Here is a 22,155-nt window from a genome sequence, read left to right as displayed (position 1 = left end):
CGCTGGACTCACAAGTCTTGTGAGTCGCATGGGCTCGTCAGCACGCTGCCCGAGTTCGACAATAGCTCCCGTCACGACGCCTGGCCGCGATATCGGGCTTTCGTCCCGCTCCAACCCGTTTCTCGACGATTCGGATCACTGAAGGATCTGCGGGCCGCCGGCCGTGGCGCCCACTTCAACCATCTTTCCCCGGATCATCCCCTTGGACTCCTCATCCGCGCATTCACTGTCCGGCGGCGCGCCGCCGGCTTCGTCCCAGGCCGCGCGCCTGTCGCCGGCACGCGCCGCCGTCGCGGTGCTGGCGCTGGGCCTCGGCTGCTTCTGCCTCGTCAGTACCGAGCTGATGCCGGTCGGCGTGCTGCCCGCGATGGCGGCGGGCCTGGGCGTCTCGCTCGGCGAGGCCGGCTACCTGGTCAGTTGCTTCGCCTTCGTGGTGGCGCTGGTGGCCATGCCGCTCACGGGCCTGCTGGGCGGGCTCGACCGCAAGCTGCTGATGGCCGCGCTGCTGGCGGTCTGCGCGGCCGGCAACCTGCTCACCTATCTCGCGCCCGGTTATCCGGTCGTGCTGGCCGGGCGGATCCTGGTGGCCGCCGCGATCGCCGTGTTCTGGTCGACGGCGGTGGTCACCGCGGTGCAGCTGGTCGCGCCGAAGCACGCGGTGCGCGCCACCTCGATCGTGTTCGGCGGCGTGTCGCTCGCGACCGTGCTGGGCATCCCCGCCGGCACCCTGCTCGGCGAGCATGCCGGCTGGCGCGCGGTGTTCGCCGCGCTGACGATCCTGAGCCTCGTGGTGTTCCTCGCCGTGCTGGGCTCGGTGCCGCGCCTGCGGGTCGCGAAGGCCTCGATCCGCGGCGCGATGCCGGCGGTGCTGCGCGACGGCCCGCTGCTCGGCCTGCTGGCCAGCACCGGGCTGATCGTGACCGGCAACTTCCTCGGCTACACCTATGTCACGCCCTATCTCGAGCAGGCCGCGCATCTCGCGCCGGGCCGCGTCGGCATGATGCTGCTGGTATATGGCGCCGCCGGCGTGCTCGGCAACTTCGCGGTGGGGCCGCTGGCGCGGCGCGCGCCGCGCACCGGCCTCGTGCTGGTGACGTCCCTGCTGGCCGCGAGCCTGGCCGCCATGCACCTGGCGGTGGCCAGCGAGGCCGCCGTCATCGCCTTGCTGGCGGGCTGGGGCGCGGCCTATGGCGGGCTGCCGGTGCTGCTGCAGACCTCGGTGTTCGAGCAGGCCGCGCGCATCGAGGGCGGCGCCGAGGCGGCCACACCGGCCAATGTCGCGGTGTTCAACGCGGGAGTCGGGCTCGGCGCGCTGATCGGCGGCGTGCTCGTCAACCGGCTCGGGCCGGCGCCGATTCCCGGCGTCGCCGCGGGCTTCGTGCTGGCCGGGCTGGTGGTGGTGGTCGCGATGCGCAGGCGCTAGGCCTTGCCGCCTCGCGAGGGGAGGGCCGTCGTGTGAATCCTTCCCGTCAGCGATCCCGGCCCGGCAGCGGCTCCTCGGCCGGCTCGAACAGGGCGCGCACGGTCTCGAGATGCGGCGCCAGGAACGTGTCCGGATCGACCTCGCCCCGGATCACGCCCACCACCCGGTCCGCCATCACGAAGCGCATGTCCTCGATACCCAGGTAGGCGAACAGCCGGCGCAGCCAGGGCTCGATGAAATCGCCCGAGGCGGCCGGCAGGTCCGGCCGGTACGACGCCCCCGCCGCGATGATGAAGGTCGCCCGCTTGCCGGCGAGCGCCCCGGTCGGCCCTTGCGGCGTCGCCTTCAGCGTCTCTTCCTGCCTGACGATCTGGTCGACCCAGAGCTTGAAGCTCGCGGACGGTCCCCAGTTGTGCATCGGAATGCCGAGCACGTATTCGTCGGCATCGAGCAATTCCGTCGTCAGGGTCGTCGACAAGGCCAGCAGCGCTTCCTGCTGCGGGCTGCGCAGCGCCTTTGGCGTGAAGTTCGCCGCCACCCAGGCGGCATCGACCACCGGCATCGCGGTACGCGCCAGATCGCGGCAACGAACCCGGCCGCCGGGGTGCGCGCGCTGCCAGCTGCGGACATACGCCTGCGTCAGGCGTCGCGACATGGACGCATCGCCCATCGGGCTGGAATCGACTTGCAGCAAAGTGGGCATCGGCGTTCTCCTTCGAATGTGGTTTGGAGTATATTCAACCCGATGGTTGATGGTCAACCAATCGGTTGAATATATATCGTCTCGATGATTTGCTTCCCATGAACCGACCCGAGCCTTCCCCCCAGCGTCTCGATGCCGTCTTCGGCGCGCTGGCCGATCCGACGCGCCGCTCGATCCTCGAACGATTGCGGCATGGCAGCCTGCTCGTCGGCGAACTCGCCGAGCCTTACGAGATGAGCCTCAATGCCATTTCCAAGCACATCAAGACGCTGGAAAAGGCCGGACTGATCCGGCGCGAGGTGAATGGACGCGAGCATTCCTGCCAGCTCGACGCGGCCAACCTGCAGGAAGCCCAGGACTGGATCAATCACTACGCCGGCTTCTGGAACGATCGGCTCGACGCACTCGAGCAGCACCTCGCGAGCCGGTCCCGGCGGGGCGGCAAGTGAGCGGGGCAACGGTCACCGTGCGGCGCACGCTGGCTGCCTCGCGCGAGGCGGTCTTCGACGCCTGGCTCGATGCCGACGGCATGTGCCGCTGGATGCTGCCCGGCACGGTCAGGCATTGCGAGGTGATGCTGGACCCGCGGGTCGGCGGGCGCTTCGCCATCTTCATGCGCTCCGCGCGCCTGGATTACGTGCACACCGGCGAATACCGGATCATCGAGCGTCCATCGAAGCTGGTCTTCACCTGGACGTCCTCGTACATGGCGCAGCAGGAAACGCTCGTCACCATCGAGCTGTTCGAACGCGACGCGCAATGCGAACTGGTGCTCACCCACGAGCGCGTGCCGCCCGATCTGTCTAAGGAAGGGCTGGGCGTCGGCTGGCAGCAGATGCTCAAGAAGCTGGCGCTGGCGTTGCAGGCGCCGGGCGCTTAGGCCGCCGCTTCGATCGATCACTGCTTGCCGCGCGAAGCTTCGATTTTCCTTACGAAATCCGGGCATTTTTGCCCGATCCACTCTGTGCGTTGCGCCTGAATTCAGTAGCCGACAGGCGCCAACAATCCCCGAAAGCCCCATCCCGCAAGCGATTGCGCCCGATCGACGGGCGCCGCGCGGCCAGCGGTGATTCTGGCAGGCTTGATCATTTAGATGATATCGGTAATCTAACGATCCTTGGATGTCGATAGACATCCATTCAGGCCGGCAGCCGGGTGAGGGTAAGAGGCGCCGACATCGCCCGGTTCGTCCCACTTGCGGGACCGACCGGGCGCAACGCTTTCCAGGGTGAAGCAGTGGATACGAAGACAAGACTGGACGAAGACGGCACGAGCCTGCGCGGCGGCCGCAACGGCGGGCCGAAGGGGCGCGCCAGGGCCCTGGCGATCGCCGCCGGGATCGTGGTGATCGGCGGCGGGCTCTGGTTCCATCACGCGCAGACGGGCAGTGCCGGCACCGCCGCCGCGGCGCCGATGCCGCCGCACGAGGTGACGGTGAGCCGGCCGCTGGTGCGCGATCTCGATACGCGGCTCGGTTTCCTCGGCCAGTTCTCGGCGGTCGACCAGGTCGAGCTGCGCGCCCAGGTGGGCGGCACCCTGACCGGCATCCACTTCCGCGACGGCGACGTGGTGCACAAGGGCGACCTGCTGTTCACCATCGATTCGGTTCCCTACGAAATCCGCTACAGCCAGGCCAAGGCGCAGCAGCAGAGCGCCGCCGCGCGGCTGGTGCTGGCCAAACAGGAGCTGACGCGCGCGCAGGACCTGGAGCACAGCGAGGCGGGCACGCGCCAGAACACCGAGCAGCGCACCTCCGAGCTGCACGCCGCGCAGGCCGCGCTCGACGACGCCGACGCCCAGGTGCGCGACGCGCGCTTCGATCTCGACCATTGCCGCATCGTCGCGCCCTTCACCGGCCGCATCGGGCGGCACCAGGTCTCGGTGGGCAACCTGATCGCCGGCAGCCGCTACGCGACCAGCCCGACCACGCTGTTGACCACCATCGTCTCGCTCGACCCGATCTACCTCGACTTCGACATGAGCGAGTCCGACTACGAGGCCTTCCAGCGCTATCGCGGCAAGGTTTCGGGCCTGCCGGCCGACCGCGTCGAGCTGGCCTCGGGCGGCTCGACCGCCTACGACCGGCAGGGCACGCTCGACTTCGTCGACAACGTGCTCGACCGCTCCAGCGGCACGATCCACGCACGCGCCACGGTGCCCAATGCCGACGGCCATTTCACGCCCGGCGAGTTCTCCCGCGTGCGGGTGGCCGTCACGCATCCGGCGCCCACCCTGCTGGTGCCCGACGCCTCGGTGCTGCCCAACCAGTCCGAGCACCTGGTGCTGACGGTGGCCGCCGACGGCACCGTGGTGCCCAAGCAGGTGGAGACCGGCGACGTGCGCGGCGGCCTGCGCGTGATCCGCTCGGGCCTGGCCGACAGCGACCGCGTGATCATCGACGGCCTGCCGTTCGCGGCGCCCGGCTCGAAGGTGAAGACCCACGACGGCACGATCCGCTACGCGGCGCAGCCGCAATAAGGGAGCGCCGATTCCATGCGTATCGCTCATTTCTTCATCGACCGCCCACGCTTCGCCACGGTGGTCAGCGCCTTCCTGACGCTGATCGGCCTGGGTGCGATGTTCGTGCTGCCGGTCGCGCAGTATCCGGAGATCGTGCCGCCCACCGTGCAGGTCACGACCTCCTATCCCGGCGCCTCGGCCGACACCATCGCGCGCACCGTGGCCACGCCGCTCGAGCAGCAGATCAACGGCGTCGAGAACATGCTCTACATGAGCAGCCAGTCGACCGGCAACGGCCAGCTCACGGTGACCGTCACGTTCCGCATCGGCACCGACCTGAACGTCGCGCAGATGCTCACCCAGAACCGCGTGCAGGACGCGCTGCCGCGCCTGCCCGAGGACGTGCAGCGGCTGGGCGTGCAGGTGCGCAAGTCGACGCCGAGCATCCTGCTGGCGGTGCACCTGTACTCGCCGAACCACTCGCACGACACGCTCTACCTGTCGAACTACGCGACCCTGCACGTGAAGGACACGCTGGCGCGCCTGCAGGGCGTGGGCGACGTGCAGATCCAGGGCGCGCGCGAATATGCGATGCGCATCTGGATCGACCCCGATCGCGCCGCCGCGCACGACCTGACCGCCAGCGAGATATTGGCCGCGCTGCGCGCGCAGAACGTGCAGGTCTCGGCCGGGATCCTGAACCAGCCGCCGGTGGCGCGCGGCGCCGCCTACCAGATCAACGTCGAGGCACTGGGCCGGCTGGCCACGCCCGAGCAGTTCGGCGACATCGTGCTGAAGTCGGACCCGCAGGGGCGGGTCACGCACCTGCGCGATATCGGGCGCGTCGAGGTGGGCGCGGCCGACTACGGCGCGACCTCGTTCAAGGACCGCGACGACGCCACCGCGATGCTGATCTACGCCGAGCCCGGCGCGAACTCGCTGGCCGTCGAGCACGAGGTGCTGGCGGCCATGGAAGGGCTCAAGAAGGAGTTCCCGGCCGGCGTCGACTACCAGATCATCTACGATCCGACCATCTTCATCGGCAAGTCGGTGGACGAGGTGATCACCACCATCTTCGTGGCGATCCTGCTGGTGGTGGGCGTGGTGTTCGTGTTCCTGCAGAACTGGCGCGCCACCATCATCCCGGTGGTGGCGATCCCGGTCTCGCTGCTGGGCTCCTTCATCGTGCTGGCCACCTTCGGCATCTCGCTGAACAACCTCTCGCTGTTCGGGCTGGTGCTGGCGGTGGGGATCGTGGTCGACGACGCGATCGTGGTGGTGGAGAACGTCGAGCGCAACATGCGCGCCGGCATGTCGGCCGTCGAGGCGGCGCACCGCACCATGGACGAGGTGGGCGGCGCGCTGCTGTCGATCGCGCTGACGCTGTGCGCGGTGTTCGTGCCCTCGGCTTTCCTGAGCGGCATCTCGGGCCTGTTCTTCCGGCAGTTCGCGGTGACCATCGCGGCCTCGACGGTGATCTCCTGCTTCGTCTCGCTGACGCTGAGCCCGGCGCTGTGCGCGGTGCTGTTCAAGTCGCACCACGGCCACGAGGCTGGCGGTGGCGGACGCGTCGCGCGCTTCCTGGATGCCGGTTTCGCGCGCTTCAATCGCGGCTTCGAACGGATCTCGTTCGGCTACGGCAACGTCACGCGCCGCCTGGTGCGCGGCCTGGCCGTGGTGCTGGCGGTCTACGTCGCGCTGATCGCGGTGGCGGGCATCGAGTTCTCCCGCACCCCCACCGGCTTCATCCCCGAGCAGGACCAGGGCTACCTGATCACCGTGATCCAGTTGCCGCCGGGCGCGTCGCTCGAGCGCACCGAGCAGGTGGTGCGCCAGGTCACCGACATCGCGCTGTCCACGCGCGGCATCGAACACGCCGCGCCCTTCGTCGGGCTCGACGCGACCACGCTGACGGTCGCCTCGAACTCGGGCACGGTGTTCACGGGCCTGCCCTCGCTCTACAACCACTCGCTGCCGGGCGTGACCGCCGAGACCGTGCTGGCCGACCTGCGCAAGCGTTTGTCGGTGATCAAGGACGCCTATGTGCTGACCATCCCGCCGCCGCCGGTGCAGGGCCTGGGCAGCGCGGGCGGCTTCAAGCTGATGCTGGAGGATCGCGCGGGCCTGGGGCCGGACGCGCTGGTCAAGGCGGCCAAGTCGCTGGTGGCGGCGGCCAACAAGGATCCGCATTTCGCCGGCGTGTTCACGCTCTACAACGCGGGTTCGCCCTCGGTGTTCGCCGACATCGACCGCGTCAAGGCGCAGAAGCTGGGCGTCACGCCCACCGACGTGTTCTCGACGCTGCAGGTCTACCTGGGCTCGCAGTACGTGAACGACTTCAACTACCTGGGCCGGACCTACGAGGTGATCGTGCAGGCCGACGACAGCTTCCGCCGCAGCGGGGAGGACATCTCGCGCCTGAAGACCCGCAACCAGGCCGGCGAGATGGTGCCGATCGGCTCGGTGGCGACCTTCGAGGACCGCACGATCCCGTATCGCGTGCCGCGCTACGACCTCTATCCGGCCGCCGAGGTGCAGGGTGCCGCCGCGCCGGGCGTGGCCACCGGCACCGCGCTGCATCGCATGGAGGAGCTCGCCCACGAGGTGCTGCCGCAGGGCATCTCCTTCGAGTGGACCGACCTGGCCTACCAGCAGCAGCAAAAGGGCACGCCCACCCTGGTGGTGTTCGGCGCCGCCGCGCTGTTCGTGTTCCTGGTGCTGGTCGCCCAGTACGAGAGCTGGAAGCTGCCGCTGGCGATCGTGCTGATCGTGCCGATGTGCATCCTGGCCTCGGTCACGGGGCTGTCGCTGCGCGGCATGCCGATCGACATCCTGGCGCAGATCGGCTTCGTGGTGCTGGTGGGGCTGGCCGCCAAGAACGCGATCCTGATCGTCGAGTTCGCGCGGCAGAAGGAGGAGGAAGGTTCCGACGCGGCCGAGGCCGCCGTGCACGCGGCCCGCACGCGCCTGCGCCCGATCCTGATGACCTCGTTCGCCTTCATCCTCGGCGTCGCGCCGCTGGCGGTGGCCAGCGGCGCGGGCGCCGAGATGCGGCAGTCGCTGGGCACTGCCGTGCTGTTCGGCATGCTGGGCGTGACGGGCTTCGGCCTGCTGTTCACCCCGGCGTTCTATGTGTTCATCCGCCGCTTCGGCCTGAAGAAGAAAGAGGCCTGGCAAGGTCGCGAGGAGCAAGCATGATGAAGTCGATGACATCCTCCGCCGAGGCGGGCGCACGCGCGAGCGTCGGCGTCGCGCGCCTTCCGGCCCGTCTTTCGGCCAGTTTCCCGGCACTCGCCGCGGCCTGCGCCTTCGTGTTCGCGCTGGCCGGCTGCGCGGTCGGCCCCGACTACAAGCCGCCCGCGGCCGAGCTGGCGCCGTTCCAGCACGTGCCGGCTTCGACATCGGCGGCGTCGCAAGCGCCGGGCGCGGCCGCCGCGCCGGCGCCCTCGCTCGATACCTGGTGGACCGGGTTCCAGGATCCGATGCTGGTGTCGATCGTCGATCGCGCGCTGGCGCAGAACCTCGACCTGGCTGCCGCCTTCGCGCGGGTTCGTCAGGCTCGTGCCGCCGCCTCGGCGGCCGGCGCCGAGCTGCTGCCGACCTTCGACCTGGACGGCTCGGCCAGCGAGCAGCACCAGAGCGAGCTGAGCCCGACCGGCTCGCTGGCCAAGGCCTTCCCCGGCTACGACCGCAACCAGCGCGAATACACGCTGGGCGCGGCGGCGAGCTGGGAGATCGATCTCGCGGGCGGGCTGCGCCGCAACGCGGCCGCGGCCGCCAACGAGGCACAGGCGGCCGAGGCGGATCGGCTCGGCACGCGCGTGACGGTGGCCGCCGACGCGGCCGATGCCTACCTGCAGGTGCGTGGCTACCAGGCCCGGCTCGCGGTCGCCAACGACCAGGTGCAGACCGATGCGCACCTGCTCGAACTGGTGAAGGCGCGCCGTCGCGCGGGGGCCGCCGACGAGCGCGAGATCGCGCAGGCCGATGCCTTGCTGCGGCAGGCCCGCGCGCTGGTGCCGACCTTGCAGACCAACCTGGTCGCGCAGTTGAACCGGCTCGACATCCTGATGGGCGCGCAGCCGGGCACCTATGCGAGCCAGTTGGCGCTGCCCGGCGAGATCCCGGGGATTCCCTCGGTGGACGCGAGCGCCACGCCCACCGACGTGCTGCGCCGTCGCCCCGACGTGATCGCGGCCGAGCGACGCCTGGCGGCTTCCAACGAGCGCATCGGCGAGGCGCTGTCGGACTACTACCCGAAGCTGTCGATCTCGGGCCTGCTCGGCTTCGACAGCATCAGCGCGGGGCAGTTGTTCACGGCGCGCGCGTTCCAGCCGGGCGTGACGGCCGGGCTGCGCTGGCGGCTGTTCGATTTCGGCAAGGTGGACGCCGAGGTGGCCTCGGCGCGCGGCGCGAACGCCGAGGCGCTGGCCAGTTATCGGCAGACCGTGCTGAAGGCCGCCGAGGATGTCGAGAACGCCTTCGTGGCGCTGAGCCAGACGCAGTTGCGGCAGGCCGAGCTCGATGCCGAGGTGAAGTCGCTCACGCGGGCGCGGGATCTGTCGGAGCGGGCCTACAAGGCCGGCGCGATCACGTTGACCGACGTGCTCGACGCCGACCGGCAACTGCTTGGCGCACGTGACGATCTCGACGCCACGCGTGCCGATTCGGCGCGGGCGGCCGTGTCGGTGTTCCGTGCCCTGGGCGGGGGATGGGCGACGGGGGCTGCCGGGGCGGCGAGCACGGCGGCATCGCCGGCTGCCGCGGCCTCGTTGCCGCCGGCCGCGAAGCTGGCGCCGGTGTCGACCAACGCGCTGGCCCCGGCCGCGAAGCCGGCCGGCTGAACGGCCGGCGGCCTGCCTACTGCTGGAGCGCCTTGCGCGCCTCCCGCAGCACCGATGTCGCGAGCGCCTCGTCGTTGACGAGGCGCGCGACCGTCAGCGCGCCGATCATGGTCGAGACGATCACCGAGGCTCGCTTGCGGGCCGCGGCCGGCGTCAGGTCGGTGAGGTGGCGCGCGAACAGCTCGATCAGCGCGACCACCCCGGCCGAGGTGGCCTCGCGCACTTCCTCGCTGCCGCGCGCGAGCTCGCTGGCCAGCGAGACGAAGGCGCAGTCGTCGCAGGCATTGCCCAGGTGCGTCCTGGACAGGTAGCTGTCGATGGTGGCATTCACGCCGCGCTTGCCGGGCGCGCCCTCCAGGGTGGCCGACATGGTGTTGCGGGCGTTCTCGGTGGCCAGTTGCAGCGACTCCACCACCACCTGGTCCTTCGAGGCGAAGTGCTTGTAGAAGCCGCCGTGGGTGAGGCCGGCCTCGGCCATCAGGTCGGCCAGCGCGGTGTTCTCGATGCCGTTCTCGCGAAACCGCCGCGAGGCGGCCTCGACGATGCGCTGGCGGGTTTCGGCCGCTTCCTGTCTGGACTTTCTCATGGGCGCGATGCTGTCTGGATGATTTGGATTACATACAACATCCAGCCAGGCATGGCAAGCGCCGCGTCCCGGTCGCGAACCGGAGCGCGGCGGCGCGCACCGGCGCCGGGTGCCGGGTACCAGGTACCAGGCGCCAGCGGCGCGTGATCAGCCCAGCGCGGCCAGCGCCGCTTCGTGGCGGCGCGCGACCTCGGGCCAGTTGATCACCTGGTAGAAGGCCGCGATGTATTCCGGCCGGCGGTTCTGGTACTTCAGGTAGTAGGCGTGTTCCCAGACGTCGAGGCCGAGGATCGGCGTATTGCCGTGCATCAGCGGGCTGTCCTGGTTGCCGCTGCTCTCCACCACCAGCTTCTTCTGCGGGCTCACGCTGAGCCAGGCCCAGCCGCTGCCGAAGCGCGTCAGCGCGGCCTTGGTGAAGGCGTCCTTGAACGAATCGAAGCTGCCCAGGTCGGCGTCGATCGCGGTGCCGAGCCGGCCTTGCGGCTGGCCGCCGCCGCCGGGCGTCATCACGCTCCAGAACAGGCTGTGGTTGGCATGGCCGCCGCCGTTGTTGCGCACCGCGCCGCGCACCGTCTCGGGCAGCGATTCGATGCCGGCGACCAGTTCCTCGACCGGCGGGAAGGGCAGGCCCGCGCCTTCCAGCGCGGCGTTGACGTTGTTCACGTAGGTCTGGTGATGCCGGGTGTAGTGGATCTCCATGGTCTGCGCGTCGATATGCGGCTCGAGCGCGTCATAGGCATAGGGCAGCGGGGGCAGGGCGTAGGGCATCGAAGGCTCCGTTGGATGGATGCGGGACGGCGGCGCGGCCGGGCACGGCGCGCCGCGGGAAGGTCATTGGCGCGGCAGCCCCTGGATGGCGCCGGCCGCGCCGAGCTGGCAGGCTTCGCGGGCGGCCTCGTCGTCGGGGTGGCGCGCCGCGAAATGGGTGAGCTCGGCATAGGTGCGGCGGCAATGCCGCTGGGCGGCGGCTTGCCAGCGGATCGGCAGGCCGCCGCGGTTCATGGTGTCGCACAGGCGCGCATGCGCGGCGCACAGATGGCGGCATTGGTCGCAGTCGCGCCCCAGCCGCTCGTAGGTATCCGCGAGGTTGTGATGGGCCACCACCCAGGCGGCCGTGCCGGCTTCGGCGTCGTCGAGGCGGCCGTACATCGATTCGGCCGTCGAGACCGCCGCGTCGTAATGGGCGATCGCGGTCGGATAGTCGCGCTCGTCGAAGGCGCGGTTGCCCCAGGTGATCGAGCGGCGCCAGCGCGCCAGCGCGTCGTGGTCGGGGCGGGACGGTTCGGCTTCGACGATGGTGGTCTGCATGGCGCTCTCCTCGCCAGGTGGCGTTTTCGTTCGTAGATGCAAATGATAATTATTTTTATTTGAAAAGTGGAAAAACCCCATGACGGGTGGGGTGGCGCCCGGCTGCGCGCTATCTCCGGATTCGATTGCCGCTATCAGAAACGATCGTTTGTAGCGGCAGCGCGATCGACCTATCGTCTGGATACCGATGCCATCGGCGTGTCCTGCCACCGTGGCCGCGCCCGCGTCGGACCGTGAGATTCCCTTCCGCATCGAACGCAGACGAGCATGGAGACGAGATCCCCCGCCGCGGCGCCGAGCCTCGCATCCGAGCGCGCCGGCCGTGTGCCGGCATCGTCATCCCCTCAGGAGACGCACATGCAGATTCGCGACAACGGCCTCGCCTTTTCACCCATCACCCTGGTCCTTCACTGGCTGGTCGTCGCGCTGCTGCTGGCGATCGTGCTGCTCGGCCTGGCGCGCCGGCAAGCCATCGATGTGTCGCTGCAGGGCGAACTCGCGCGCTGGCAGAACCTGCTCGGCCTGCTGCTGTTCCTGGTGTCGATCTACCGTCTGCGGCAGCGCCTCGGTGCCTGGCATCCGCTGCCGGTGGGCACGCCGAATCCGGTCGAGCTGATCGCCAGCCGCGGCGTGGCGGTGGCGCTCGCGCTGGCGATGGTGCTGCTGCCGCTCGCGCTCTGGCTGACGCGCGCGGCGGCGGGCGAGGCGAGCGTCCTGCCGGGCGGCTGGGCCCTGCCGCTGCCGTTCGCCGCCAGCGCGGGCGTCCACGCGGTGCTCGACTGGCTGCTGAGGATCGGGGCCACCGCCTTTTTCGCCGGCCTGGCCCTGCATGCGTTCGGCGCCCTCAAGAATCACTTCGTACTGCGCAACGACGCCTTGCGCCGCATGCTCGGCAAACACGTGGAGCTCTGATCATGATTCCGTTCGAAGCCAATCTTCCCGGCCCGCGCCTGGCCGATCTCTGCGGCGTGTCCCATCCGGTGTTCCTGGCCGGCATGGCGGCGATCTCCGGGCCCGCGCTGGTGGCCGCGGTGGCCAAGGCGGGCGGGATGGGCACGCTGGGCGGCCTGCGCCTGCCGCCGCGCCTGCTGCGCCAGTGGATCCGCGAGACGCGCGCGCTGAGCGACGCGCCGTTCGGCGTCAACCTGGTGCCCTCGTTCGGCGGCCCCGAGGTGTTCGAGGCGCAGTTCCGCGTGCTGCTCGAGGAACGGCCGCGCCTGCTCTCGCTGTTCTACGCCGAGGACCATCCCGCCATGATCGAGCGCGCCAAGGCGGCCGGCATGCTGGTGATGGTGCAGGTCGGCACCGTCGCGCTGGCGCGCCTGGCGATCCGGCACGGCGCCGACATCCTGGTGGCGCAGGGCAGCGAGAGCGGCGGCCATCTCAACCGCGGCACGGTCGGTCTGCTCTCGCTGCTGCCGGCCATCGTCGAGATCGCCGGCGGCCGGCCGGTGCTGGCCGCCGGCGGCATCGTCACGCGCGAGGACGTGCGTACCGCGATGGATCTCGGCGCCGCCGGCGTGCTGGTCGGCACGGCCTTCGTGGCGACCCACGAATCGAACGCGCATCCGCTGTACCGGCAGAAGATCGTCGAGGCCGGCGTCGACGATACCGAGTACCGCACCGGCTATTCCTACGGATGGAAATACGGCACGCCGCATCGCGTGATCCCGAATCGCGACCGCTGGAACCTGCTGCGCTTCATGGGCGGCGGCGCGCGCGCGATCGACAAGCCGCGCATGGCCGAGAAGCTGTCGCTCTATGCGGGGCAGGGCGTCGGCAAGATCCACGGCGTGGTGTCGGCGGCCGAGCGCATGGCGGAACTGGTAGCGGGCCTGTCGATGACGCGCGAGGCGATGGCGGCGGCCGCCGTCGAGGTGACGTCAATGGCTTCGTCGACGTCGGCGGCCTCAGCCGATGCGATGGCGCCCGCCTTGCATCAGCCGAGCCGACCGATGACACACACAACCCGCTGAAGGCCGCTCACAGCGTCGCGAAGCGCATCGCCGGCGCCTCCCCGAGCAGGAACTCGCGGTTCAGCACGGCCGACTCGCGCAGGAAGTCCCACAGCGCCGAGATGCGCCGCAGGTTGCGGATGTCCTCGCGGCAGCACAGCCAGAAGTGGCGCGTGATCGCCACCTCGCCCGGGAACACCGGCACCAGCCGCTCGTCGTTCGCGGCCATGAAGCAGGGCAGGATGGCCAGTGCCGTGCCCTGCAGGGCCGCGTGGTATTGCGCGACGATGCTGGTGGTCGACAGGTTGGCCCCGGCGCCCGGGATGGTCCGCTCCAGGTAGAGCAGCTCGGGGCTGAACACCAGGTCGGTGACGTAGTTGAGGAAGGCGTGCTCGCGCAGCTCGGCCAGCCGCGGCGAGACCGGGTGGCGTCGCAGGTAGTCGCGCGTGCCGTAGAGCTGGAGCCGGTAGTCGCACAGCTTGGTGTGCACGTACTGGCCGCGCTCGGGCCGCTCCAGCAGGATCGCGATGTCGGCCTCGCGCTTGGACAGGCTGACGAAGTGCGGCACCGGCAGCAGGTCGATCGATATCTCCGGATGCGCGCGCGCGAAGTGGGCCAGTTGCGGCGCCAGGAAGAAGGAGCCGAAACCCTCGGTCGAGCCGATCCGCACATGCCCCGAGAGCAGGTTCGCGCCGCCCTTGAACTGCTCGCTGGCCGACTGCACGGCAGTCTCGATCTCGTCGGCATAGGCCAGCAGGCGCTGGCCTTCCGAGGTCAGCACGAAGCCCCCCGCCCGCGATTTCTCGAACAGCACCGCCTCCAGCGACGCTTCCAGCTCGCGCACGCGGCGCGCCACCGTGGTGTGATCGACGCCGAGCCGCCTGGCCGCGGCGCTGGCCGTCTGCAGCCGCGCCACCGCCAGGAAATAGCGCAGGTCGTCCCAATTGATCCGGCGCATTTCGCTTGTGGATTTTTGCATAACGGATGGGCTTTTAGCGTTATTTCGTGTGGAAAATCAAAGAACTATACTCGGCCGGACGTCGCCGCCAAGCGCGACGCCCAATAGGGATTCCCCTGATTGGACAAAAGACCGGAGACACCATGGACCTGCATTCGAGCGCCGTCGCGGCGCCACCGGCCACGCGCCGGACCGCGAAGGACTACGTCGTGGCTGGCTGGGCCAGCATGGCGGGTACCACCATCGAGTGGTACGACTTCTTCCTCTACGGCACCGCCGCCGCGCTGGTGTTCAACAAGATCTTCTTCCCGACGCTGGACCCGCTGCTCGGCACCATGGCCGCCTTCGCCACCTACGGCGTGGGCTTCATCGGCCGACCGATGGGCGGCATCGTGTTCGGGCATTTCGGCGACCGCATCGGCCGCAAGTCGATGCTGATGGCCACCCTGCTGATGATGGGCATCCCCAGCATGGCGATCGGCCTGATCCCCTCGTTCCAGAGCATCGGCTACTGGGCGGCGGGGCTGCTGGTGGCGATGCGCTTCATCCAGGGCATGGCGGTGGGCGGCGAGTGGGGCGGGGCGGCGCTGATGGCGGTCGAGCACGCGCCGCCGGGCAAGAAGGGCCTGTTCGGCAGCCTGCCGCAGACCGGCGTGGGCTTCGGCCTGATCCTCTCGTCCAGCGCGATGGCGGTGGTCGCGACCCTGCCCGAGCCGGCGCTGCTGTCCTGGGGCTGGCGCGTGCCCTTCCTGGCCAGCTTCGTGCTGCTGGTGGTGGGCTGGTACATCCGCGCGCGGGTGCCCGAGTCGCCCGATTTCGAGCGGCTCAAGCAGGACGACGCGCGCGTGAAGTCGCCGGTGGTGACGGTGATCGCGCGCCATCCGCGCGCGCTGCTGGCGATCATCGGCGCGCGCACCGCCGAGAACACCTGGTTCTACCTGGTGGTGGCCTTCGCGCTGTCCTATGCCGCCAACCAGCTGGCGATTCCCAAGCCGCAGATCCTGCACGCGATCACGGCCGGCGCGGCGCTGTCGATCGTCACCATGCCGCTGGCCGGCTATGTCAGCGATTTCGTCGGGCAGAAGCGCCTGTTCATGATCGGCCTGGTGCTGATGTGCCTGTTCTCGGCGCCGTTCTTCCTGATGCTGGAAACGCGCCACGCGGTCACGGTCTGGTGGGCGATGGTGCTCGGCGTCGGCGTGGTGTTCCCGATCCTCTATGCGCCCGAATCGCAGTTCTTCGCCGCGCAATTCCCGCCGCAGGTGCGCTACAGCGGTATTTCGGTGTCCGTGCAGGCCGCCGGCGTGCTCGGCGGCGGCATCGCGCCGATGATCGCCACCGCGCTGCTGGCGATGGGCGCGGGCGACCCGCGCTACGTGGTGGCCTACATGATCGCGTTGGGCGTGATCGCGCTGGCCTGCGCCGCCTGCCTGCGCGACGGCAAGGAATAAGCGTGCCGCGGCCGGCGCATACCGGCCCGGCACAACCCTCATCCGGCGCGAACCGACGCGCCGACAACCCGAGAGAGTCGAGCATGAACGCAGTCATTCAGGAACCCGTAGCAGCCGTGCAGACCGTGCCCCTGCTGATCGACGGCGAGTTCGTCGAATCGCGCAGCACGCAATGGCGCGATATCGTCAACCCGGCCACGCAGCAGGTGCTGGCGCGCGTGCCCTTCGCCACGGCCGAGGAGATCGACGCGGCGATCGAGGCCGCGCAGGCGGCCTTCGCGAGCTGGAAGAACACGCCGCTGGGCGCCCGCGTGCGCGTGATGCTGCGCTTCCAGGCGCTGGTGCGCGAGCACATGCCGCGCATCGCGAAGGTGCTGACGGCCGAGCAGGGCAAGACCCTGCCCGATGCCGAGGGCGACATCTTCCGCGGTCTCGAGGTGGTCGAGCACGCCTGCTCGATCGGCACGCTGCAACTCGGCGAGTTCGCCGAGAACGTGGCCGGCAGCGTCGACACCTACACGCTGCGCCAGCCGATCGGCGTATGCGCCGGCATCACGCCGTTCAACTTCCCGGCCATGATCCCGCTGTGGATGTTCCCGATGGCGATCGTCTGCGGCAACACCTTCGTGCTGAAGCCCTCCGAGCAGGATCCGCTGTCGACCATGGAGCTGGTCCGGCTGGCGATCGAGGCCGGCGTGCCCAAGGGCGTGCTCAACGTGGTGCACGGCGGCAAGCAGGCGGTCGATGCGCTCTGCACGCACCGGCACGTGAAGGCGGTGTCCTTCGTCGGCTCGACCGGCGTGGGCACGCACGTCTACCGGCTCGCCAGCGAGCACGGCAAGCGCGCGCAGTCGATGATGGGCGCCAAGAACCACGCGGTGGTGCTGCCCGACGCGAATCGCGAGCAGACCCTCAACGCGCTGGTGGGCGCCGGCTTCGGCGCGGCCGGCCAGCGCTGCATGGCCACCTCGGTGGTGGTGCTGGTGGGCGCGGCGCGCGACTGGGTGCACGACCTGGCCGCCAAGGCGCGCACGCTGAAGGTGAACGCCGGGCACGAGGCCGGCACCGATGTCGGGCCGGTGGTCTCGAAGGCGGCCAAGGCGCGCATTCTGGAGCTGATCGAATCCGGCCTGAGCGAGGGCGCGAGCCTGCTGCTCGACGGCCGCGACGTGAAGGTGCCCGGCTACGAGGCCGGCAACTTCATCGGGCCGACGCTGTTCGCCGACGTGAAGACCGACATGCGCATCTATACCGAGGAGATCTTCGGGCCGGTGCTGGCGGTGATCGCGGTCGACACGCTCGACGAGGCCATCGCCCTGGTCAACGCCAATCCGTTCGGCAACGGCGTGGGCCTGTTCACGCAGAGCGGGGCGGCGGCGCGCAAGTTCCAGAGCGAGATCGACATCGGCCAGGTCGGCATCAACATCCCGATCCCGGTGCCGGTGCCGTACTTCAGCTTCACCGGCTCGCGCGGCTCCAAGCTCGGCGACCTCGGCCCCTACGGCAAGCAGGTGGTGCAGTTCTACACGCAGACCAAGACCGTCACCGCGCGCTGGTTCGACGACGCCACCGTCAACGACGGCGTCAACACCACCATCAGCCTGCGCTGAGCCCGGCACGAGGAAGGCACATCATGAAGATCGGATTCATCGGGCTCGGCAACATGGGCGCGCCGATGGCGCGCAACCTGCTGAAGGCCGGGCACGCGCTGCGCGTGTTCGACCTCGACGCGGCGGCGGTCCAGGCGCTGGTCGATGCCGGCGCGCGCGCCGCGGGCTCGCCCCGCGAAGCGGCCGGCGACGTCGAATGCGTGATCACCATGCTGCCGGCGGCGGCCCACGTGCGGCACGTGATCGGCGCCGAGGACGGGGTGCTGGCCGGCATCGCGCCGGGCGTGACGATCGTCGACTGCAGCACGATCGACCCGGCCACCGTCAAGGCCATGGCGCAGGCGGCCGAGGCGCGCGGCAACCGCTTCGTCGACGCGCCGGTATCGGGCGGCACGGGCGGCGCGGCGGCCGGCACGCTGACCTTCATGGTCGGCGCGCAAGGGGCGCAGTTCGAGGCCTTGAAGCCGCTGCTGGCGGCGATGGGCCGCAACATCATCGATTGCGGCGGCGTGTCGATGGGGCAGGTGGCGAAGATCTGCAACAACCTGATCCTCGGCATCAGCATGGCGGGCGTCTCGGAGGCGATGGCGCTGGGCGAGGCGCTCGGCATCGATCCGAAGGTGCTGGCCGGCATCGTCGACCGTTCGACCGGGCGCTGCTGGAGCTCGGACACCTACAACCCGTTCCCGGGCGTGGTGGAGACGGCGCCGGCCTCGCGCGCTTATGCCGGCGGTTTCGGCACCGACCTGATGCTGAAGGACCTGGGGCTCGCCACCGATGCCGCGAAGTCGGTACGGCAGCCGGCCTTTCTCGGCTCGCTCGCGCAGCAGTTGTACCAGGCGCACAGCGCCGCGGGCTCGGGTGGGCTGGACTTCTCCTCGATCATCGGGCTCTATCGCGGCAAGGCGGCCTGAGCCCGGGTATCGCGGCGTTGCGGCGCGCCGCGTTCGCGGGGGCCGCGATGGCATGAAAACCATCGCGGCCATCGCCCGGGAGCGTCAGTCTTTCTTGTAGACGTGCTTGGTCCTGGCCACGCCCTTGGGCACCACCGCGCGCACCATTCCTCGCAGGGCCGCATCGGCTTGCAGCACCACGTCGCGCAGCGGCTCGTCGGGGCGGCCGCGGAACGAGGTCGGGTGGAAGTAGTCGTCGTCGCCGACCGGATGATCGGAGAAGTAGTAGTTCGAGACACAGCAGCGTGCCTCGTCGCTGAGATTCTTCGAGACCGAGTGCCATGAATACTGGTTCGTCACCATCACGGCCAGCCGGTTGAAGCGACTCACCACGGTCACCGGCTCGGCCTTGGTGCCGTTCGGCCAGAGTTCGAGATTGCCGCCCTTCTCGAGGGTCCAGTCCGGTGAAACGTAATAGAGCAGATTGAGCACGCGGTAGCGCTGCCGGTCCTTGTCGTGCGAATTGTCCAGGTGCGGATTGAGGAAGTGGCCGTGCCCCATCATCGAGATGCCGCCGGCATAGAGATGCTCGTCCGGTTGCAGCGAGCGCAGGCCGGTGATTTCGGTGATCACCTCGACCACCGCCGGCTGCTGGAACGCGAAGGTGATTTCCTCCAGCAACGGGGCGTGCTCGTTCATCTGCGACGTGACGTATTTCAACTCGCGCAGGCTCTTGCGCAGCATCATCGACGAGGATGCCGGGAACGCCTCGCGGATCCGCATTGCCACTTCGTCGGGCAGTATCTCGTCGACGTGGAAATGATTGAGCGGCGTGGATGCCTGCCATTGCCGGCGCGAGGCCTCGAGATGCTGCCTGAGGCGAGCGGCGATTCGATCGCCCATTTCCTGTCTGTTCATGTCTCGTCACGTCCCATCGATATTGCGCGGTTGCAGGCGAATTATGCCAGCAGCGGCTGATGGGACGGGATATCGGGCGAGGGGTACCGCCTCAATGCGGATGCACGGTCCAGCCCACCAGCCGCGCCACCAGCGGCCTCACGATCAGCACGCAGACGAAGGCCGAGGGCATCGCCACCCGATAGGCATTCTTCACGTTTTCCATGTAATGCGCGTCCAGGCCGAATTCGGCGAAGGTGATCACCAGGCACATCAGGAAGGCCATGATGGTCGCCATGTAGAGCGCGAACACGTAGGGCGTGGAACGGCGGGGGAAGCGGAAACGATAGGTCTTGGGTGCGATGTCGGGAGTCGTGCCGGGAATCATCGAAGCGGTCTCGTCGTGTCGGGTTTCAGGGAAGCGCCAGCGTAGCAAGCGCGCGGCAGCGCCACTAGCCGGCTTGTAGCGGATTCATCCGTAAGGGAAAATTACGAATCGATTCCCGGGACGACAAGCGCATGGCGATCAATCTCCTCGGCCTGATCCATTGCTACATCCGCGTGGTGGAGAACGGCAGCATCGCGGCGGCGGCGCGCGCGCTCGGCATGAGCGCGGCGGCCGTGAGCCAGAACCTGGCGCGCCTCGAGGCCCACCTCGGCGTGCGCCTGCTCTCGCGCACCACGCGCAGCATGGCGCTGACCGAAAGCGGCACGCACTACTACGAGAAGGTCCGCCATATCCCGCGCGATCTCGACCTGGCGCAGGCGGCGGCCACCGAGGCGCTGGCGCCGCGCGGCCCGCTTTGCGTGGCGACCACGGCCGCCTTCGGGCGCCACCTGCTGGCGCCGCTGATGCCGGCCTTCCAGGCCGCCTATCCGCGCATCGCGGTCGAGCTGATCAGCACCGACCGCCGTATCGATCACCGGCTCGAAGGCATCGATCTCAGCCTGCGGATCGCCGCGCAGCTCGACGAGCGACTGGTGGCCCGGCGCATCGCCTCGCGTCCCTTCGTGTTCTGCGCCTCGCCCGCCTACCTGGCGCGCGCCGGCGTGCCGGCCGCGCCCGAGGATCTCGAGGAACACGCCTGCCTGGTGCTGCGCTACCCGACCGACGGACGTTTCCTGCCATGGGGCTTCGTGCGCGACGGGCGGCGTTTCGAGGCGACCGTGAACCCGGCCTTCATCTGCGACGACATCGACATGCTCGCGCAGATCGCCGTCAGCGGCGGCGGTATCGCGCGGCTCGCCAGCTTCGTCGCGCAGCCGCTGATCGACGCCGGCAAGCTGCTGCCCTTGTTCGAGGCGCGCTCGCGCAGCCGCGCCTGGGCCGAATCCGAGCCGATGGAGATCTATGCCTGCGTGGCCGAGCGCGCCGCGCTCAATGCCAAGGTGCGGGCCTTCGTCGATTTCGTGGAGGCCGAGCTGGCGGAGCACGCGCCGGGGCGTCGCTGATCGACCCGCATCGGGTTCGCGGCACGCGGGCCGTGCCGATTCGCGGCCTCAGGGCGCCAGGCAGGCCATGACGGCCAGCAGGCAGGTCAGGGCGGGGATCGTCAGGATCACGAGTCGTCTCGGCCACGACAGGCGCAGCGCGGGCGGCAGGGCGGTCACCGCCAGCCGGGCGAGGACGGCGAAGATCAGGGGCAGCGTCAGGGCCGTCGCGACCTGGATGTCCATCGTCAGCGAGACGAGATCGGGGGCACGCCATACGAACCAGGCGCAGGCCGCGAGGCAGGCCAGGTACAGCGCGACCGGCGCCGGGCTGCGCGGTTTGCCGTGGAGTCCAAAACATTCCCGGGTACCGGACAGCATCGCCAGCGAGGCGACGATCGCGGCCACCATCGAGGCAGCCAGCACGCCCGCGCCGAACACCGCCTGCCCGACGACCGGGCCCAGCGCCGAGGCCAGCATCGCGCTGATGTCGGCGATCGAATCGAGCGGGCGAATGCCGCCCGTGCCTTGCGCGACGGCCGCGCTGGCCACCAGCACCGCGCCGGTCAGCGATTGCGTCAGCACCGCGCCGACGAGGGTTTCCCGGCGCTGCTGGCGCAGGGCGTCCCAGCGCCGGAACCGTCCCTTCATCGCCGATTGTTGATAGAAGAGCATCGACGGGCTGAAGATCGCGCCGAGCAGCGCCACCGCCGCCCAGCCGAATCCGGGGCCGGCCGGATGCCAGTCGATCGCCTGCCGGGCCAGCGTGCCCAGCGCGGGATGGCTGTGCCAGGCCAGGTAGAAGAACGCCAGCTCGAGCGAGCCGATCGCCAGGGCGATTCGCTCCACGCGCCGCCAGGATCGCGACAGCACCAGCAGCGTCATCAGGGCAGCGGCCATGGCCACGCTGATCCCTCGCGCCACGCCATGGATCTCGCCGATGCCGGCCACGGCCGTCAGCTCGGTGATCAGCGTGGCGGCGGTGACCAGCGCCAGCATGGCGGCTGCCAGGATCGCCCAGCCGCGCCCGAAGTGTTTGCCGATCAGCCCGCAAGGGCCATGGCCGGTGGCGATGCCGAGCCGCGCCGCGAGTTCCTGCACGACATGGAGCACCGGGATCGACAGCAGCACCACGGGCAGCAGCCGGTAGCCCCATTGCATGCCGCATTGCGCGGCGACGACGATGTTGCCCGCGTCGGTATCGGCGATCGCGGCCAGCAGGCCGGGGCCCCAGGCGGTGGCCGCGCGCCATCGCCGGCCGCTTTCGCCCGCGCCTGACACCGGGCCGGACCGTTCCGTCTCGTCGCGTCGATCGGCGTCCGCGATCATCGCGACGCGCTCCCCGAGCGAAGCGCCGCGACGCGGGCAAGCTCGGACAACAGCCGCATCCCGCGTGCTGTCCATAGCAGTCCGAAAGCTTGCGCCCACCGGCTTTCGACCTTTCGGAAAGATTCTCCAGGCGCCATGCAAATCCCGTCTTGTCCGCACATTGACCCCATGCTACATTCGGCTCACCCGAATCGGATACCGGTAACCGATTAATTCTCGGTTGATGTCCAATCGAATCCGCGTGAAGGCGGATTCGATTGCAAGCCTGCCGGATGCGATGCCCCACGGTGAATGGCCGTGACAGGAA

20 protein-coding genes are annotated in these 22,155 nt (G+C 69.4%); 12 read left to right on the top strand and 8 right to left on the bottom strand.

Going from position 1 to position 22,155, the window contains the following annotated elements; translation table 11 throughout:
• Window positions 1-202: 202 nt before the first annotated feature.
• Window positions 203-1,423, top strand: a complete 1,221-nt coding sequence (locus tag F3J10_RS12030; protein WP_205200271.1) for an MFS transporter — start codon at window positions 203-205, stop codon at window positions 1,421-1,423.
• A 46-nt stretch (window positions 1,424-1,469) separates the two neighbouring features.
• Here F3J10_RS12030 and F3J10_RS12025 read toward each other — a convergent pair whose 3' ends face one another.
• Window positions 1,470-2,126: an NAD(P)H-dependent oxidoreductase gene (locus F3J10_RS12025; protein ID WP_167233179.1), complete on the bottom strand. Its 657-nt coding sequence runs from the start codon at window positions 2,124-2,126 to the stop codon at window positions 1,470-1,472.
• A gap of 98 nt (window positions 2,127-2,224) precedes the next feature.
• On the opposite strand from F3J10_RS12025, the gene F3J10_RS12020 reads away from it, so the two are divergent.
• The 5 genes from F3J10_RS12020 (at window position 2,225) to F3J10_RS12000 (ending at window position 9,430) form a co-directional block, all read left to right on the top strand.
• The gene (locus tag F3J10_RS12020) at window positions 2,225-2,575 is read left to right on the top strand and encodes a metalloregulator ArsR/SmtB family transcription factor (protein ID WP_025099624.1); all 351 of its coding nucleotides are present in this window, start codon (window positions 2,225-2,227) and stop codon (window positions 2,573-2,575) included.
• A complete protein-coding gene (locus F3J10_RS12015) occupies window positions 2,572-3,006 on the top strand; it encodes an SRPBCC domain-containing protein (RefSeq protein WP_025099623.1) in 435 nt (144 codons plus the stop codon). Before F3J10_RS12020 ends, F3J10_RS12015 begins: the two co-directional genes overlap by 4 nt.
• A gap of 356 nt (window positions 3,007-3,362) precedes the next feature.
• Window positions 3,363-4,604, top strand: a complete 1,242-nt coding sequence (locus F3J10_RS12010; protein WP_166911650.1) for an efflux RND transporter periplasmic adaptor subunit — start codon at window positions 3,363-3,365, stop codon at window positions 4,602-4,604.
• Between the two features lie 15 nt (window positions 4,605-4,619).
• On the top strand, window positions 4,620-7,784 hold the full coding sequence (locus F3J10_RS12005; RefSeq protein ID WP_025099621.1) for a multidrug efflux RND transporter permease subunit: 3,165 nt from the start codon (window positions 4,620-4,622) through the stop codon (window positions 7,782-7,784).
• Window positions 7,785-7,792: 8 nt separating this feature from the next.
• Window positions 7,793-9,430 (top strand): efflux transporter outer membrane subunit, encoded by a 1,638-nt coding sequence (locus tag F3J10_RS12000; RefSeq protein ID WP_240155529.1) that lies wholly within the window; start codon window positions 7,793-7,795, stop codon window positions 9,428-9,430.
• A gap of 16 nt (window positions 9,431-9,446) precedes the next feature.
• Here F3J10_RS12000 and F3J10_RS11995 read toward each other — a convergent pair whose 3' ends face one another.
• The 3 genes from F3J10_RS11995 to F3J10_RS11985 all read right to left on the bottom strand — a co-directional run bounded on the left by F3J10_RS11995 (window position 9,447) and on the right by F3J10_RS11985 (window position 11,324).
• Window positions 9,447-10,016, bottom strand: a complete 570-nt coding sequence (locus F3J10_RS11995; RefSeq protein ID WP_166911646.1) for a TetR/AcrR family transcriptional regulator — start codon at window positions 10,014-10,016, stop codon at window positions 9,447-9,449.
• Between the two features lie 147 nt (window positions 10,017-10,163).
• Entirely contained in the window at window positions 10,164-10,784 is a 621-nt protein-coding gene (locus tag F3J10_RS11990) for a superoxide dismutase (protein WP_167242175.1), read from the bottom strand.
• Window positions 10,785-10,847: 63 nt separating this feature from the next.
• The gene (locus F3J10_RS11985; protein ID WP_025099617.1) at window positions 10,848-11,324 is read right to left on the bottom strand and encodes a hypothetical protein; all 477 of its coding nucleotides are present in this window, start codon (window positions 11,322-11,324) and stop codon (window positions 10,848-10,850) included.
• Window positions 11,325-11,681: 357 nt separating this feature from the next.
• Here F3J10_RS11985 and F3J10_RS11980 point away from each other — a divergent pair, with 357 nt between their 5' ends.
• Together F3J10_RS11980 and F3J10_RS11975 are read left to right on the top strand one after the other, a co-directional pair.
• Window positions 11,682-12,236, top strand: coding sequence for a cytochrome b/b6 domain-containing protein (locus F3J10_RS11980; RefSeq protein WP_167242174.1), 555 nt, complete (start codon window positions 11,682-11,684; stop codon window positions 12,234-12,236).
• Window positions 12,237-12,238: 2 nt separating this feature from the next.
• Window positions 12,239-13,300, top strand: coding sequence for a nitronate monooxygenase (locus F3J10_RS11975; protein ID WP_167242173.1), 1,062 nt, complete (start codon window positions 12,239-12,241; stop codon window positions 13,298-13,300).
• Window positions 13,301-13,307: 7 nt separating this feature from the next.
• On the opposite strand, the gene F3J10_RS11970 is transcribed toward F3J10_RS11975, so the two are convergent.
• Complete coding sequence (locus F3J10_RS11970) at window positions 13,308-14,258, bottom strand: LysR family transcriptional regulator (RefSeq protein WP_167242172.1); 951 nt, start codon at window positions 14,256-14,258, stop codon at window positions 13,308-13,310.
• 122 nt (window positions 14,259-14,380) lie between these two features.
• Here F3J10_RS11970 and F3J10_RS11965 point away from each other — a divergent pair, with 122 nt between their 5' ends.
• The 3 genes from F3J10_RS11965 (at window position 14,381) to mmsB (ending at window position 18,212) form a co-directional block, all read left to right on the top strand.
• Window positions 14,381-15,688: an MFS transporter gene (locus F3J10_RS11965; RefSeq protein WP_025099613.1), complete on the top strand. Its 1,308-nt coding sequence runs from the start codon at window positions 14,381-14,383 to the stop codon at window positions 15,686-15,688.
• 83 nt (window positions 15,689-15,771) lie between these two features.
• Window positions 15,772-17,298 carry a CoA-acylating methylmalonate-semialdehyde dehydrogenase gene (locus F3J10_RS11960; protein ID WP_166911636.1) on the top strand — a complete coding sequence of 509 codons (1,527 nt, stop codon included), beginning with the start codon at window positions 15,772-15,774 and terminating at the stop codon, window positions 17,296-17,298.
• Between the two features lie 23 nt (window positions 17,299-17,321).
• On the top strand, window positions 17,322-18,212 hold the full coding sequence (mmsB, locus tag F3J10_RS11955; protein WP_167242171.1) for a 3-hydroxyisobutyrate dehydrogenase: 891 nt from the start codon (window positions 17,322-17,324) through the stop codon (window positions 18,210-18,212).
• A gap of 84 nt (window positions 18,213-18,296) precedes the next feature.
• Here mmsB and F3J10_RS11950 read toward each other — a convergent pair whose 3' ends face one another.
• Both F3J10_RS11950 and F3J10_RS11945 read right to left on the bottom strand, forming a co-directional pair.
• Window positions 18,297-19,109 carry a 2OG-Fe(II) oxygenase gene (locus F3J10_RS11950; protein WP_167242170.1) on the bottom strand — a complete coding sequence of 271 codons (813 nt, stop codon included), beginning with the start codon at window positions 19,107-19,109 and terminating at the stop codon, window positions 18,297-18,299.
• 91 nt (window positions 19,110-19,200) lie between these two features.
• Window positions 19,201-19,476: a DUF2798 domain-containing protein gene (locus F3J10_RS11945; protein WP_166911632.1), complete on the bottom strand. Its 276-nt coding sequence runs from the start codon at window positions 19,474-19,476 to the stop codon at window positions 19,201-19,203.
• A 131-nt stretch (window positions 19,477-19,607) separates the two neighbouring features.
• On the opposite strand from F3J10_RS11945, the gene F3J10_RS11940 reads away from it, so the two are divergent.
• Window positions 19,608-20,540: a LysR family transcriptional regulator gene (locus F3J10_RS11940; RefSeq protein ID WP_166911630.1), complete on the top strand. Its 933-nt coding sequence runs from the start codon at window positions 19,608-19,610 to the stop codon at window positions 20,538-20,540.
• Window positions 20,541-20,588: 48 nt separating this feature from the next.
• Here F3J10_RS11940 and F3J10_RS11935 read toward each other — a convergent pair whose 3' ends face one another.
• Window positions 20,589-21,848, bottom strand: coding sequence for a divalent metal cation transporter (locus F3J10_RS11935; RefSeq protein ID WP_167242169.1), 1,260 nt, complete (start codon window positions 21,846-21,848; stop codon window positions 20,589-20,591).
• Window positions 21,849-22,155 lie beyond the last annotated feature (307 nt).

The sequence above is a fragment of the Burkholderia sp. Cy-637 genome (genome assembly GCF_011753175.1).
GTDB lineage: Bacteria > Pseudomonadota > Gammaproteobacteria > Burkholderiales > Burkholderiaceae > Burkholderia > Burkholderia gladioli.
The sequence above is the reverse complement of the archived record's forward strand: the minus strand, read 5'-3'. Positions and strand labels throughout refer to the sequence as shown.